Origin of the sequence: Enterobacter sp. E12 (assembly GCF_014596715.2) — a bacterium.
In the GTDB taxonomy this organism is placed as follows: domain Bacteria; phylum Pseudomonadota; class Gammaproteobacteria; order Enterobacterales; family Enterobacteriaceae; genus Enterobacter; species Enterobacter bugandensis.
In genome coordinates this window covers 3625131-3639499 of sequence record NZ_CP115601.1, presented here as the reverse complement: position 1 = coordinate 3639499, position 14369 = coordinate 3625131, and the positions used below count along the sequence as shown (strand labels likewise).

General features: G+C 54.0%; 18 protein-coding genes and 1 other annotated feature. Of the genes, 10 read left to right on the top strand and 8 right to left on the bottom strand.

Annotated features, from left to right (window positions below):
• Positions 1-9: 9 nt before the first annotated feature.
• Positions 10-801 carry an inner membrane protein YpjD gene (locus IB212_RS17375; RefSeq protein WP_032645009.1) on the bottom strand — a complete coding sequence of 264 codons (792 nt, stop codon included), beginning with the start codon at positions 799-801 and terminating at the stop codon, positions 10-12.
• 166 nt (positions 802-967) lie between these two features.
• On the opposite strand from IB212_RS17375, the gene ffh reads away from it, so the two are divergent.
• The 7 genes from ffh (at position 968) to IB212_RS17340 (ending at position 6386) form a co-directional block, all read left to right on the top strand.
• Positions 968-2329: a signal recognition particle protein gene (gene ffh / locus IB212_RS17370; RefSeq protein ID WP_003863132.1), complete on the top strand. Its 1362-nt coding sequence runs from the start codon at positions 968-970 to the stop codon at positions 2327-2329.
• A gap of 116 nt (positions 2330-2445) precedes the next feature.
• Positions 2446-2694, top strand: coding sequence for a 30S ribosomal protein S16 (gene rpsP / locus IB212_RS17365; RefSeq protein ID WP_022649067.1), 249 nt, complete (start codon positions 2446-2448; stop codon positions 2692-2694).
• A gap of 15 nt (positions 2695-2709) precedes the next feature.
• Positions 2710-3249 carry a ribosome maturation factor RimM gene (gene rimM, locus IB212_RS17360; RefSeq protein WP_028014127.1) on the top strand — a complete coding sequence of 180 codons (540 nt, stop codon included), beginning with the start codon at positions 2710-2712 and terminating at the stop codon, positions 3247-3249.
• A gap of 31 nt (positions 3250-3280) precedes the next feature.
• Entirely contained in the window at positions 3281-4048 is a 768-nt protein-coding gene (gene trmD / locus IB212_RS17355; protein WP_003863138.1) for a tRNA (guanosine(37)-N1)-methyltransferase TrmD, read from the top strand.
• A 43-nt stretch (positions 4049-4091) separates the two neighbouring features.
• Positions 4092-4439, top strand: coding sequence for a 50S ribosomal protein L19 (rplS, locus tag IB212_RS17350; RefSeq protein ID WP_002914145.1), 348 nt, complete (start codon positions 4092-4094; stop codon positions 4437-4439).
• A gap of 132 nt (positions 4440-4571) precedes the next feature.
• On the top strand, positions 4572-4976 hold the full coding sequence (locus IB212_RS17345; protein ID WP_041908628.1) for a DUF2946 domain-containing protein: 405 nt from the start codon (positions 4572-4574) through the stop codon (positions 4974-4976).
• Positions 4977-5015: 39 nt separating this feature from the next.
• Positions 5016-6386, top strand: a complete 1371-nt coding sequence (locus tag IB212_RS17340) for a PepSY domain-containing protein (protein WP_041908630.1) — start codon at positions 5016-5018, stop codon at positions 6384-6386.
• Positions 6387-6388: 2 nt separating this feature from the next.
• Here the strand turns inward: IB212_RS17340 and IB212_RS17335 are convergent, their stop codons facing one another.
• The 4 genes from IB212_RS17335 to IB212_RS17320 all read right to left on the bottom strand — a co-directional run bounded on the left by IB212_RS17335 (position 6389) and on the right by IB212_RS17320 (position 9164).
• Positions 6389-6874 carry an OmpA family protein gene (locus tag IB212_RS17335; RefSeq protein WP_028014123.1) on the bottom strand — a complete coding sequence of 162 codons (486 nt, stop codon included), beginning with the start codon at positions 6872-6874 and terminating at the stop codon, positions 6389-6391.
• Positions 6875-6886: 12 nt separating this feature from the next.
• Positions 6887-8107: a diguanylate cyclase DgcN gene (gene dgcN / locus IB212_RS17330; protein ID WP_041908632.1), complete on the bottom strand. Its 1221-nt coding sequence runs from the start codon at positions 8105-8107 to the stop codon at positions 6887-6889.
• On the bottom strand, positions 8100-8561 hold the full coding sequence (locus IB212_RS17325) for a YfiR family protein (RefSeq protein ID WP_369797228.1): 462 nt from the start codon (positions 8559-8561) through the stop codon (positions 8100-8102). The genes dgcN and IB212_RS17325 overlap by 8 nt, the downstream gene beginning before the upstream one ends.
• Positions 8562-8789: 228 nt before the next feature.
• Positions 8790-9164: a DUF2799 domain-containing protein gene (locus IB212_RS17320; RefSeq protein ID WP_041908636.1), complete on the bottom strand. Its 375-nt coding sequence runs from the start codon at positions 9162-9164 to the stop codon at positions 8790-8792.
• A 213-nt stretch (positions 9165-9377) separates the two neighbouring features.
• On the opposite strand from IB212_RS17320, the gene aroF reads away from it, so the two are divergent.
• Genes aroF through IB212_RS17305 form a run of 3 tightly spaced genes read left to right on the top strand, consistent with a single transcriptional unit; the run spans position 9378 to position 12513 of the window.
• Entirely contained in the window at positions 9378-10448 is a 1071-nt protein-coding gene (gene aroF / locus IB212_RS17315; RefSeq protein WP_041908638.1) for a 3-deoxy-7-phosphoheptulonate synthase AroF, read from the top strand.
• A 10-nt stretch (positions 10449-10458) separates the two neighbouring features.
• On the top strand, positions 10459-11580 hold the full coding sequence (tyrA, locus tag IB212_RS17310) for a bifunctional chorismate mutase/prephenate dehydrogenase (RefSeq protein ID WP_028014119.1): 1122 nt from the start codon (positions 10459-10461) through the stop codon (positions 11578-11580).
• A 60-nt stretch (positions 11581-11640) separates the two neighbouring features.
• A complete protein-coding gene (locus IB212_RS17305; RefSeq protein ID WP_041908639.1) occupies positions 11641-12513 on the top strand; it encodes an SMP-30/gluconolactonase/LRE family protein in 873 nt (290 codons plus the stop codon).
• Here the strand turns inward: IB212_RS17305 and pheA are convergent.
• The 3 genes from pheA to raiA all read right to left on the bottom strand — a co-directional run bounded on the left by pheA (position 12510) and on the right by raiA (position 14271).
• Complete coding sequence (gene pheA, locus IB212_RS17300) at positions 12510-13670, bottom strand: bifunctional chorismate mutase/prephenate dehydratase (RefSeq protein ID WP_028014117.1); 1161 nt, start codon at positions 13668-13670, stop codon at positions 12510-12512. The two genes, IB212_RS17305 and pheA, sit on opposite strands and share 4 nt — an antisense overlap.
• Before the next feature lie 30 nt (positions 13671-13700).
• Positions 13701-13826: a sequence feature (Phe leader region), on the bottom strand.
• Positions 13778-13825, bottom strand: coding sequence for a pheA operon leader peptide PheL (gene pheL, locus IB212_RS17295; protein WP_100249759.1), 48 nt, complete (start codon positions 13823-13825; stop codon positions 13778-13780). It overlaps the preceding feature by 48 nt.
• A gap of 103 nt (positions 13827-13929) precedes the next feature.
• A complete protein-coding gene (gene raiA, locus IB212_RS17290) occupies positions 13930-14271 on the bottom strand; it encodes a ribosome-associated translation inhibitor RaiA (RefSeq protein ID WP_003863162.1) in 342 nt (113 codons plus the stop codon).
• Positions 14272-14369: the final 98 nt, after the last annotated feature.

Sequence of the window (14369 nt, the reverse complement as noted above, 5' to 3'; positions counted from 1 at the left end):
TTTTATAACTTAGCCAGCAAATTGCTGTATGAAGCGGCTGCCAAAATAGGCAAGGGTGAGAATGCCCGCACCCGCGACGTTGAACCAGACGACGCGACGACCGCGCCAGCCTTCATGATAATGGCCCCACAACAGGACAATATAGACAAACCACGCGATGATGGAGAGCACTGCTTTATCGATATTCTCCACGCTGAAGAGGTTCTTCATGTAAAACAGGCCGGTGCAAAGCGTGAGGGTCAGCAGCACCACGCCTATCTGGGTGATGTGGAACATCTTACGCTCAATGACCATCAGCGGCGGCATTTCATGGTTGAACGCCAGCTTTTTGTTTTTCAACTGGTAATCAATCCAGGCGAGCTGCATGGCGTAAAGCGCGGCGATGATCAGCGTCGCATAGGCGAACAGCGACAGGCCGATGTGCACCAGCATCCCCGGCGTCGCCTCCAGATGCGTAATGAATTCATTAGGCATAAAGGTGGCTAAAGCCAGATTGATCAGCGCGAAGGTATAGACAATCGGCAGCAGCAGCCAGCCGCGATTTTTAGACGCGACGATGGTCATTACCGTACAGATCATCAGGCTGACCAGCGAGCCGACGTTGAGGACGCTCAGGTTTTGCACGCTGCCGTCGCCGGGAATAATGCGTGATTCCAGCGCAAACGCGTGGCTTATCAGTGCGATGACCGCCGAAAGAATAGCCATGCGCCGCCAGCCGCTGTTTTTTTGCAGCAGTCCGGGAATAATCAGCGCGAGGCTGACAGAGTAGGCAACAAGGGCGATCAGTGCGAAAACAGGCATATAGGCATCGACAGTTGTCTTAATAAGAAAGAGAAGCAGTATAACGTTACGTGACGCCTGCTCCAACCGTTGCATAACAACAAAGGCGCCTTCATGTTATACTCCGGCAAAATTCTGTGTATGTGTCGCTCAATGCGGCCCAACGTTTCTACTCAGGCGAGAGACAATGTTTGATAATTTAACCGATCGTTTGTCGCGCACGCTGCGCAACATCAGCGGCCGCGGACGCCTTACTGAAGAGAACATCAAGGAAACGCTGCGCGAAGTGCGCATGGCGCTGCTGGAAGCAGACGTGGCGTTGCCGGTTGTTCGTGATTTTATCAACCGCGTAAAAGAGAAGGCGGTTGGTCATGAAGTTAACAAGAGCCTGACCCCGGGTCAGGAGTTCGTCAAAATCGTTCGTAACGAACTGGTTTCGGCGATGGGCGAAGAGAACCAGGTGCTTAACCTGGCGGCTCAGCCGCCGGCCGTGGTGCTGATGGCGGGCCTGCAGGGTGCGGGTAAAACCACCAGCGTCGGTAAGCTGGGTAAATTCCTGCGCGAAAAGCACAAGAAGAAAGTGCTGGTGGTCTCTGCGGACGTCTATCGCCCGGCGGCGATCAAGCAGCTGGAAACGCTGGCCGAGCAGGTCGGCGTGGACTTCTTCCCGTCCGACGTTGCCCAGAAGCCTGTCGACATCGTTAACGCCGCGCTGAAAGAAGCGAAGCTGAAATTCTACGACGTGCTGCTGGTGGATACCGCCGGTCGTCTGCACGTTGACGAAGCGATGATGGACGAAATCAAGCAGGTGCACGCTTCTATCAACCCGGTAGAGACCCTGTTTGTCGTTGACGCCATGACCGGTCAGGATGCGGCGAACACCGCGAAAGCGTTTAACGAAGCGCTGCCGTTAACCGGCGTGGTGCTGACCAAAGTCGACGGCGACGCCCGCGGCGGTGCGGCGCTTTCCATTCGACATATCACCGGTAAGCCGATCAAGTTCCTCGGCGTGGGCGAGAAAACCGAAGCGCTGGAGCCGTTCCACCCGGACCGTATCGCCTCCCGTATCCTCGGCATGGGCGACGTGCTGTCGCTGATCGAAGATATCGAGAGCAAGGTCGACCGCGCGCAGGCTGAAAAGCTCGCCAGCAAGCTGAAAAAAGGCGACGGTTTCGATCTGACCGACTTCCTTGAGCAGCTGCGTCAGATGAAAAACATGGGCGGCATGGCAAGCCTGATGGGCAAACTGCCGGGCATGGGCCAGATCCCTGACAACGTTAAATCCCAGATGGATGACAAAGTGCTGGTGCGTATGGAGGCGATCATTAACTCCATGACGCTGAAAGAACGAGCCAAGCCAGAAATCATCAAAGGTTCCCGTAAGCGCCGTATCGCTGCCGGTTGCGGCATGCAGGTGCAGGACGTTAACCGCCTTCTGAAACAGTTCGACGACATGCAGCGCATGATGAAGAAAATGAAGAAAGGCGGCATGGCGAAGATGATGCGCGGCATGAAAGGCATGATGCCTCCCGGTTTTCCAGGGCGTTAATCGCTTTTGAGATTGCTTTTTGCCCGAAAATGAGTAAAATTTTCGGGCTTTTAATATGACACCCGGGCTCCGTTCCTCGATGGGGCCCGGTTGTTTTATTCACACAAGAGGATGTTATGGTAACTATTCGTTTAGCACGTCACGGCGCTAAAAAGCGTCCGTTCTACCAGGTTGTTGTGACTGACAGCCGTAATGCACGCAACGGTCGCTTCATCGAGCGCGTTGGTTTCTTCAACCCACTGGCCTCTGGCGCAGAAGAAGAAACCCGTCTGGATCTGGATCGTATCGCTCACTGGGTTGGCCAGGGCGCTACTGTTTCCGATCGCGTTGCTACGCTGATCAAAGCAGCAAACAAAGCAGCTTAATCTGTCACGGTGGTCATGATGAGCAATAAAGCACCTGTTGAACCGATCGTATTGGGAAAAATGGGTTCTTGCTACGGTATCCGTGGTTGGCTCAGAGTGTTTTCCTCCACTGAAGACGCTGATAGCATTTTTGATTACCAGCCCTGGTTCATCCAGAAAGCCGGTAAGTGGGAAGAGGTCGAGCTGGAAAGCTGGCGTCACCACAATCAGGACATCATCATCAAGCTGAAAGGCATTGACGATCGTGATGCCGCGAATGCGCTGACTAATTGTGAAATTGTCGTGGATTCGTCGCAGTTGCCACAGCTGGAAGAGGGCGACTACTACTGGAAAGACCTTATGGGCTGCCAGGTAGTCACCACTGAAGGTTACAGCCTGGGGAAAGTCATCGATATGATGGAAACCGGGTCAAATGACGTTCTCGTCATTAAGGCAAACCTGAAAGATGCATTTGGCATCAAGGAGCGGCTGGTCCCGTTCCTCGATGGACAGGTTATCAAGAAAGTCGATCTCGCTACTCAAACCATTGAAGTAGATTGGGATCCTGGTTTTTAAATTCTCCGGATAAACGGTAAAAGACGGCGCTATGTGGATTGGCATAATTAGCCTGTTTCCTGAAATGTTCCGCGCGATTACCGATTACGGGGTAACTGGCCGGGCAGTAAAGAATGGCCTGCTGAGCATCCAGAGCTGGAGTCCTCGTGACTTTACTCATGACCGGCACCGTACCGTGGACGATCGTCCTTACGGCGGCGGACCGGGGATGTTAATGATGGTGCAACCCTTACGGGACGCCATTCACACAGCAAAAGCCGCGGCAGGTGAAGGCGCAAAGGTGATTTATCTGTCACCTCAGGGACGCAAGCTTGATCAAGCGGGCGTGAGCGAACTGGCGACGAATCAAAAGCTGATTCTGGTCTGTGGGCGCTACGAAGGGATAGATGAGCGCGTAATTCAAACCGAGATTGACGAAGAATGGTCTATCGGCGATTACGTTCTCAGCGGTGGTGAGTTACCGGCAATGACGCTGATTGACTCCGTCGCCCGGTTTATTCCGGGGGTACTGGGCCATGAAGCTTCGGCAACGGAAGATTCCTTTGCCGATGGATTGCTGGACTGTCCACACTATACTCGTCCTGAAGTGTTAGAAGGGATGGAAGTACCGGCAGTGTTACTGTCTGGAAACCATGCCGAGATACGTCGCTGGCGTTTGAAGCAGTCGCTGGGCCGAACCTGGCTTAGAAGACCTGAACTTCTGGAAAACCTGGCTCTGACTGAAGAGCAAGCAAAGTTGCTGGCCGAGTTCAAAACTGAACACGCGCACCAGCAGCATGAACATGATGGGAAGGCGTAATACGCTCCCGAATATCAGTTTACCCAGGATAAGAGATTAAATTATGAGCAACATTATTAAGCAACTTGAACAAGAGCAGATGAAGCAGGACGTACCTTCCTTCCGTCCAGGTGACACCGTGGAAGTGAAAGTATGGGTTGTTGAAGGTTCCAAAAAACGTCTGCAGGCATTCGAGGGCGTGGTTATCGCTATTCGTAACCGCGGTCTGCACTCTGCATTCACTGTTCGTAAAATTTCCAACGGCGAAGGCGTTGAGCGTGTCTTCCAGACTCACTCTCCGGTAGTTGACAGCATTGCTGTTAAACGTCGTGGTGCTGTACGTAAAGCTAAACTGTACTACCTGCGTGAGCGTACTGGTAAGTCTGCTCGTATTAAAGAGCGTCTGAACTAAGATTCGCTTAAGCGACATCCTGTTAGAAAGGGCTGGCCGAAAGGCTGGCCCTTTTTTTATCCCATCGCACCTCTCGCATTAACCCTTTCGTCATAAATCATTTACAATGCTTGCCTCTTGAATGGAGGGGAAGTGAATAACGTACTGCATCAGCCTAACCGGAAACGCGCAGCGGCATTGACCGCGCTGTTTGCGATCCTGCTGATCGTGGTGGCACCCCTTATCTCCGTCTCGCTGCAGAAAGACCCAATGAGCGCCATGCCGGGCATGCATCATGACATGAGCATGATGTCGATGGACGAGCATCACGGCGATATGCCGCACACGATGCCGGTCGACCATGCGGAGGCGTGCGGCTACTGCGTGCTGTTAGCGCATGTCCCTGGCGTGATGCTCGCGCTGATAGTGCTGCTCAGTATCGTGCTGCAAAGGCTTCGCGTGAAGCCGCCACGTCAGGCGGTCAGCCACTGGCACTTTTTCCCCTGGCTTTACCCTGATACCCGCGCGCCGCCGCGGCAGTCTGCTTTTTCCCTTTAAAAACTCAATCGATAACTTTCTGCCTTAAAAAGGAAAAGTATGACTACCTGCACTCCGCGCGCGGCATGGGGAAACCTGCTGCGTCGCCTCCATTTCTACGTCGGGCTATTTGTCGGCCCGTTTATCTTCTTCGCCGCGCTGACCGGTACGCTGTACGTGGCGACCCCGCAGCTCGAGAATGCGCTCTACCGGGACGCGCTCCACACGAATTCCGTGGGCGAACCGAAGCCGCTGGCGGAACAAATCGCCACGGCGGAAAAGGCCGTTGGCTCAGATTTGCGTTTGCACGCCGTTCGCCCGGGGCTGGTTGAAGGTGAAACCACCCGCGTGATGTTTGCTGACCCGACGCTGGGGCCCTCGGAAAACCGGGCGATCTTTATCGATCCGGTAAGCCTGGCGGTGCTGGGGGATATGACGGTGTACGGCACCAGCGGGATTTTACCGCTGCGTCAGACCATTGATTATCTGCATACCTCTCTGATGCTGGGCGATATCGGGCGGCTCTATAGCGAACTGGCCGCTTCCTGGATGTGGGTGGCCGCACTGGGAGGGATTGCCCTGTGGTTTTATACCCGACCAAAACGCCGGATTAACAATCGCTTCCAGAACCGCCGTCGGGTGCATGTGACGCTCGGCTGGATATTACTGGGGGGCATGCTGCTCTTCTCTGCAACCGGCCTGACCTGGTCCCAGTGGGCGGGGGGGAATGTTGATAAGCTGCGCGCTGAGTTGAACTGGCTAACCCCGCAGGTGAATACGACGCTATCCGGCGTGCCGGAGAGCGTGGATGAGCACGCCGAACACCGTGGCCATCACGGCGGAATGGTGATGCCGGAAATGGCGATGGATCTGACGCGGTTTGACGGTGTGTTAAGCGCGGCGCGTAACGCGGGTATTGATGCCAACAGGCTGGAGATCCGCCCGGCGAAAACAATGGATCGCGCATGGACAGTGACGGAAATCGACCGCAGCTGGCCGACTCAGGTGGACGCCGTTGCGGTTGATCCCGGTACGATGCAGATCCTCGACAGAACCCGATTCGAGGACTTCCCGCTCATGGCAAAACTGACCCGCTGGGGCGTGGATTTCCATATGGGGATCTTATTCGGGCTGGTGAATCAGCTGCTGCTCGTTGCTTTCGGCCTTGCCCTGTGTGTGCTTATCATCTGGGGATACCGGATGTGGTGGATGCGTCGTCCGGCACAGTCGGCAATGAGTCCGGTGCAGACGCTTTCTCAGAGCTGGCTGGCGCTGTCAGGGTGGGGAAGAGGTGTTACCGTGGTCATCAGCGCACTGCTGGGGCTGGCTTTGCCGGTGATGGGCGTGAGTCTGGCGCTGTTTGTTCTGATTGACTGGCTGCGCTGGCGAGCGGCAACAGGCGTGTCGCTCACCGAATCATCCGCTAAATAATCCTATGGCGCGCTGATAACCACTGACACCCGGCGGTTTTCAGCGCGCCCTTGTGCAGTGCTGTTGCTCGCAATCGGATATTTTTGGCCTAATCCCCGGGTGGTGAGATTGCTGCGCGGGATATTCGCGCCCTTCGCCCACGCGTCGGCCACGGCATTGGCGCGTTTTAACGACAGGGCTTCGTTGTAGCTTGCTTCACCGTAATTATCCGTATGACCGTCCATTCGCGCGTGATTCAGGCCAGTTTTCGCCAGACGAGAGGCCATAGACTGGATCTGTGTTTCACTTTCCGGGCGCAGTCTGGCGTCATTCTTATCAAAGAGGATGGTGTCCGACATACCAAGCGACCAGTCGCCGTTCAGTTCGTTAAAACCGTATGACTTCATCGCCGCGATTTGCTCAGGAGTAAATTTGCCCTGGGGCGGCGACTGACAGCCTGCCAGAACCAGTGAGGCCATAACTAACGGCGCGAAGTAACGTTTTAACATAGTGTATCCTTTCTAACTTATTGTTTTCGTACGCTGGTTTTTAACCTGGTACATGTTGCGGTCAGCCCTCTCCAGTAATGCTTCCACGGAAGCATTTTCCCACGCCAGAGCAAAGCCAATGCTGAGTGACATCGATGCTTTTTGTCCGTTATGCAGATCAAACGGACGGATAAACTGCTGCGCTAGCGCAGCACAAATGTGTTGAACCTCTGGTTCAGAATGCACCCCGTACAGCACCATGGCAAATTCGTCACCGCCAAGGCGGTAGGACTGGTGGCGTTTATCGCCAAATTCCACCATCCTGCTGGCGACTTCAATCAGCACGCAGTCTCCTGCCGCGTGTCCCCAGGTGTCGTTAATAAACTTAAAATTATCACCGTCGAGGAAGAGCAGGGCCGAGTTTGTTTTTGCCGAGGGGTCATTCATTAATGCCGCAATACTGTTACGAAACGCAGCGCGGTTAGCAAGACCGGTGAGCGGGTCGTGCATGGCGGTACGAAGCAGTTGAGCGTTTTTCGCCTGGAGCTTAAGCTGCCACTCCTCCATCTCGTCCAGCAGGCTGTTGAAGTCTTCTCCAAACTGATGGAATTCTTCAATGCGCCCATCTTTCACCCGACGGGAAAAGTTGCGATTGGTGCGGACGTCATGCACAACGTCGGTGATATTTTGCAGCGCCGTGACCATGCCGCGGTGCAGAGACTGGGTAATGGTGAGCGCGACGACGGTTGCAAAAAGAATACAGCCGGTGAGGACGGCAAACGACATCCAGATGAAATGGCTGATAAGGCTGTCACGCGCGGTAAGACGTATTTCACCTATCTTCGCGCCGTTGTGCAGGATGGGCTGCGCAACCGGAACGGGGAAAAGCCAGCGGCTGACCAGCGCCCCCAGCGTGTCGTTATTATCCTTCGGGTTCCAGGACCAGTAGGCAAAGCGCTTTTTATGCCCGTTGATGACTTCTGCTACGGCAAACTGCCCCTGCTTACCCAGCGCATCGAGCGTTTCGTTGGCCGCCAGTGAATCGTTGAAAACCAGAGAGGCTTCAAGGCTGTGGCTCATTGTGGCGCCGGTTAATTCGAGATTTTTTTGCGCGTATTGTTTTAATGTTACGACCGAGGCAAAACAGAGCAATAGCCATATTAACGTCATTGTGATGATGACGCTTATCATGCTGTTTCGCCTCAGCGTTCTTTTAAAGGTCGGACGCTGCGTCGAGATGAAATCTTTATCCATGCTGCTTATTCCGTGCAAGCATCAATACATCCGGGTTAACCCTGACGCCACTGCGTGTCAACGCATCCAGATTGACGGAAAATCGCACCTGGTCACGATCGATTATCAGGCAAAAGGCGCTGCCAATAACACATTCCGGATTTTGCTCTGAGATTAATAGCAATGCTCTGCCCTGATATTGACTTATTAATTCAAGTTGTTTCGCAGGTGGTTCAGTCCCGAAATAAACAGCATCGCATGTCGCGGCCAGGGCTTCCCGATCGTTACGTACAATAACGGGGGTATAAGGTAACTCGTTATGCCCCTGGTCTTCGCTGAGCGCGTGCGTATAGTGAGAAGTGGCATAGATGCAGAGTTTAGGCTGACCGGAAAGCGACGGCCATCGCGTATAGCTCACTATGCCTGAGACAATAGAACGTACCGATTTATCTGTCTCCGAGAGCGCGCCTGCCATCGCCGGGCCCACCATAAGGAACAGCATTAGCACCAGAGTGAGTCGGAACAAAGAGTTCAAGTATAAATTTCTCACCAGAATCCGCCGTACCGCTCCGGAAATAGATGTCCTTAAGAGTTGCGGGCAGAATACCATTGTTTATCAGAACCGTCATTATGTCAGAAATAGCCCATGGCTGACCTAAGCTAAATCCTACAGTTGTTTATTTTCCAAAGAATAAAAGCAGACTTAATTAAGCCTGCTGGAACGCATACTTTCATCCATACCTTTTTGCCATGACGCATGCAGTTTCGCTGCATTTTCAACAGTATCACAACTGGCTGGATAAGATTTGCCCGCTAATCCCCATGCATGAATAAAGCCTTCTTCACACACTTTCTTCTGACCATCAGCATAGCCGCGAAGATATTCATTACGATCGACGTGGGGGTCGTTAAAACTATCGGCCAGGGTCTGGTTATCTTTAACCGGCAGGCCATTTATGGCGTCTTCTTTACCCGCGCTGAACCAGTCCGGGCTCGTCCAGTTGGGCTGGAAAGTGTAAGGATTAATCTGGCAGCCCGATAAAAACAGCGACAGCAGGACGAAAGCAATCGATCGCATAACCCTTCTCCTTTTTCTTCAGCATAGCCTGGCGGGAGAAATTTAGAGTGTAATTTAAACTTTACGATTTTAGCGGCTGATTTTTGCCTTTATTGTGCCAATGTAAACTAATGTGTACGTATTTTGGATTGAAATGTTTACTTTTTATGGTATCGTGGTTTCACCTCACTGAGGAAAACAACTATCGCAAACGAGCTTTACAGGATCGCTATCATGCAAAAAGACGCGCTGAACAACGTACATATCACTGACGAACAGGTTTTGATTACCCCGGATCAACTGAAAGCGGAGTTTCCGCTGAGCGCCGCGCAGGAGGCTCAGATCGAGCACTCTCGCCAGACCATTTCTGACATTATTGCCGGCCGCGATCCGCGCCTGCTGGTGGTTTGTGGTCCTTGCTCTATTCACGATCCTGAAACCGCCATTGAGTATGCGCGTCGATTTAAAGCATTAGCGGAGGAGGTCAGCGATAGCCTCTACCTGGTGATGCGCGTCTATTTTGAAAAGCCACGTACGACGGTTGGCTGGAAAGGATTGATCAACGATCCGCACATGGATGGCTCGTTTGATGTGGAAGCAGGCCTGAAGATTGCGCGTCGCCTGCTGGTGGAACTGGTCAGCATGGGGCTGCCGCTGGCAACCGAAGCGCTGGATCCAAACAGCCCGCAATACCTGGGCGATCTGTTTAGCTGGTCCGCAATTGGTGCGCGTACGACTGAATCGCAAACCCACCGTGAGATGGCGTCTGGCCTGTCGATGCCGGTTGGCTTCAAAAATGGTACCGATGGCAGCCTGGCGACGGCGATCAACGCCATGCGCGCCGCCGCCATGCCGCACCGCTTTGTTGGGATCAACCAGGCGGGCCAGGTGTGCCTGCTGCAAACGCAGGGCAACCCGGACGGTCATGTGATCCTGCGCGGCGGTAAAGCGCCAAACTACAGCCCGGCGGACGTGGCGCAGTGTGAAAAAGAGATGGAACAGGCGGGACTGCGTCCGGCACTGATGGTAGATTGCAGTCATGGTAATTCGAATAAAGATTACCGTCGCCAGCCAGCGGTTGCGGAATCCGTGGTCGCACAGATCAAAGACGGAAACCGTTCGATTATCGGCCTGATGATTGAGAGCAACATTCATGAAGGTAATCAGTCATCAGAACAGCCGCGCAGCGCGATGAAGCACGGCGTCTCCGTGACGGATGCCTGCATCAGCTGGGAAACCACCGATGCGCTGCTGCGTGAGATCCATAAAGATTTAAGCGGCCAGTTGGCGACGCGTCTGGCTTAAGAGGGTAGTTATGGTTGCTGAATTGACCGCACTGCGCGATCAAATTGATGAAGTGGATAAGGCGCTGCTGGACCTGCTGGCGCGCCGCATGGCGCTTGTTGCCGAAGTCGGTGAGGTGAAAAGCAAATACGGCCTGCCGATTTACGTCCCGGAGCGCGAAGCCTCAATGCTGGCCTCCCGTCGTAAAGAGGCGCAGGCGCTGGGCGTTTCGCCGGATTTGATTGAAGATGTTCTGCGTCGCGTGATGCGGGAATCCTATTCCAGCGAAAACGACAAGGGCTTTAAAACCCTCTGTCCGTCCCTGCGTCCGGTGGTGATTGTTGGCGGAGCAGGGCAGATGGGGCGTCTGTTCGAGAAAATGCTGACGCTTTCTGGCTATCAGGTGCGCATTCTGGAAAAAGAGGACTGGGCACAAGCACCAGAACTGATGAAAGATGCCGGAATGGTTATCGTCAGCGTGCCGATCCACGTGACGGAGCAGATCATCGGGAAGCTTCCTCCTTTACCAAAAGACTGCATTCTGGTGGATCTGGCTTCCGTTAAAAACGGTCCTCTGCAGGCGATGCTGGCTGCGCATACGGGCCCGGTGCTCGGGCTGCACCCGATGTTTGGCCCGGACAGCGGCAGCCTGGCAAAGCAGGTGGTGGTTTACTGCGACGGCCGTCAGCCTGAAGCCTATCAATGGTTCCTGGAACAGATTCAGGTCTGGGGCGCGAGGCTGCACCGCATCAGCGCGGTCGAGCACGATCAGAACATGGCGTTCATTCAGGCGCTGCGCCACTTTGCGACCTTTGCCTACGGTCTGCATCTGGCGGAAGAGAACGTGCAGCTTGAACAGCTGCTGGCGCTCTCTTCACCGATCTATCGTCTTGAGCTGGCGATGGTCGGGCGTCTGTTTGCGCAGGATCCCCAGCTTTACGCCGACATCATCATGTCGTCTGAAAATAATCTGGCGCTGATCAAGCGCTACTATCAGCGCTTTGGCGAAGCCATTACGCTGCTGGAGCACGGAGACAAGCAGGCGTTTATCGACAGCTTCCGCAAAGTGGAGCACTGGTTCGGCGATTACGCCACGCGTTTCCAGAGTGAAAGCCGCACGCTGTTGCGCCAGGCAAATGACAGTCGCCAGTAATCCAATGATGTATATACTGAAAGCCAGCAATGCTGGCTTTTTTCATTTTGGGGAACTGTCATGGCTGAACCGCAGCTGCTGTTAAACTACACCGGGCATCTGCCCGAATGCCCGACGTGGAGCGCAGAAGAAAATGCGCTTTACTGGGCTGATATTCTGGAAGGGGAGATCCACCGCTACCACCTGCCGACGGGGGAACATACCGTGCTTTCCTTCCATGAAGAGGTGGGCTGCTTTGCCCTGCGTGAGCGAGGCGGTTTTATCGTCGCTATGCGCAACGGCATCTGGCTTGCCGATAAGCATGGGCTCCTGCAGCGCAAGGTGTGTGATAACCCCTCTAACCCGCAACTCGCACGTTTTAACGATGGGGGCACCGACCATCAGGGCCGGTTCTATGCGGGCACGTTCTGGGGGCCGGGAGATTACAACGGTGCCCTGCTGATGCGCATCGACAATGACCTGACGCCGAAAGTGATCCAGTGCGATATTCACGGGCACAACGGCTTAGCGTTTACCCCGGATAAACAGTGGATGTTTACCTCAGACACGCCAAACGGCGTAATTTACCGCACGCCGCTTAACGAGCAGGGCGAACCCGGCAGGCGTGGGGTGTTTCGTCAGTTTAAAGAGGGCGAGGGGATACCGGACGGTGCGGCGATGGATGTGGAAGGCTGCTACTGGAGCGCGCTGTTTGACGGCTGGCGTATCGCACGTTTTTCTCCACAAGGGGAGCAACTGGAAGAATACCGCATGCCGGTGCGTTGCCCGACGATGGTCTGCTTTGGCGGCGACGATATGAAAACGCTGTTCATTACCACCACGCGGGAAAATATGGATGCGGAGGAGGTGGCGAAGTATCCGCTTTCCGGAGCCGTCTTCACCCTGCCGGTTAATGTGGCAGGGATGAAGAAAAGCCGTTTTATCGAATGCTAGCTTGGATCGACCGGGACGACGTTTTCGCTCGGATAGCAGCCCAGCACTTTCATTGAACGGGTAATTTCACCCAGTTCGCGCAGGGCTTTCTGCATGGATGCAGATTCCAGGTTGGCCTGGATATCGAGGTAAAACATCTCTTCCCATGGATTACCGTGGATTGGGCGTGATTCCAGCCTGGTCATGATCAAATTGTGGTTGCGCAGCACCAGCAGGGCTTCTACCAGCGCGCCCGCCTGCTGGCCGGTCGCCATCAGCAGCGTGGTTTTTGCCGGCACCTGGTCTGACACGTTGATTGCCTTGCGGGCCAGCACCACGAAGCGGGTGATGTTTTGCGTCTGGTTAGCAAGATTGCGTTCCAGAACCTGTAAGCCATACAGCGCGCCGCCCGCTTCGCTGCCGAGCGCAGCAACGGTTGGGGAGTTGGCTTGCGCTACTTTTTCCATTGCCGCCGAGGTGCTTTCGGTGTACTCAATTTTCCAGTTCGGATAGCGGTTCAGGAACTGGCTACACTGCTGGAAAGGCTGCGGATGGCTGTAGACCGTTTCGATCGTGTTCAGGTCCGTTGAACCGGAGACCAGCACGCAGTGATCGATAGGGATCGTCAGCTCGCCGACCAGCGACAGGCTGGTGTGCTGCAGTAGATCGTAGACGTCGTTGATGGCACCGGAACTGGTGTTTTCAATCGGCACCACGGCGTAATCCGCCTGGCCGGTCTCAACCTGGTTAAAAATATCGGCGAATTTTGCGCAGCCGCTCTCAATAAACTCTTCAAAATGACGTGCGGCATACTGGCGTGCGGCCAGATGAGAGTAGGAGCCTTTAGGCCCGAGGAAGGCGATGCGCGCCGAGTGCGGGTTGGTTTTATTGAGATGCTGCTGGAGTAGCGCTTGCTGGGTCAGAACGGAATCTTCGATGATGAGCTGGAACAGCCGGGTGATGTAGTGGGCATCAAGGTGATGCGCTTTGCCGAGCTGGATCAGACGTTCCAGCAGATCCCGCTCGCGGTCGATGTCACGGACCGGACGATGGGAGTCCAGCTTGGCTTTGCCCACTTCAACGGCGAGGGCGCGACGTTCGGCCAGCAGCGCCAGTAATTTTTCATCCAGCGCGCTGATTTTTACTCGCAGATCCAGTAACGGGTTTTCCGGTGTCATAGTGTTGCCTGTCTCATTTTATCGTTATCAATAAAAAAGGCCCCCCGGTGTGGGAGGCCTTGTTGTTCGTCTTCGCATTCTTTATCACACGACGAAACGCCTCCCGTTCAGGGGAAGGTAAAAAAGAATGCGAAGAAGAACGGCGTAAGTTTCATAAAGTCATCCTGTGATTGATACCGTTAAAGTACCCGTACTGTTTTCACCCTGTCAATAAAAAACGCGCCCGAAGGCGCGTTGGCGGTACACTCAATTTAAAGGATTACTCTTCTTCAACTTCTTCCGCGAAGCTGGCGTCTTTCACCGACGTTGCGGCGCGACGGGCTTCACCTTTGTGTTGCACTTTATTGAGCTGCCGTTCCAGCTTGTTGATCAAATCGTTGATTGCGGTGTACATATCCTCATGTTTTGCGCTGGCGACCAGATGGCCGTTTGGAGTATTGATAGTTGCGTCAGCGATGAAACCCTGGGGCTCCTTGGACAGGATGATATGTGGATTAATCAAATGTGTTTGCCATTTATCCAGTTTGGCGAGACGGTCTGCGACGTGCTGGCGAATTGCCGGAGTAATTTCCATTTGTTTACTGGTAATGTTCATTGTCATAAATTTTACCTCTTGTCTTTCCGTCTTGGTGATTCCAGCATACCCGACCTAATGTCAAAATGTGTGATTTAGATCACGTTATTTTGTCGGTTTTTGTC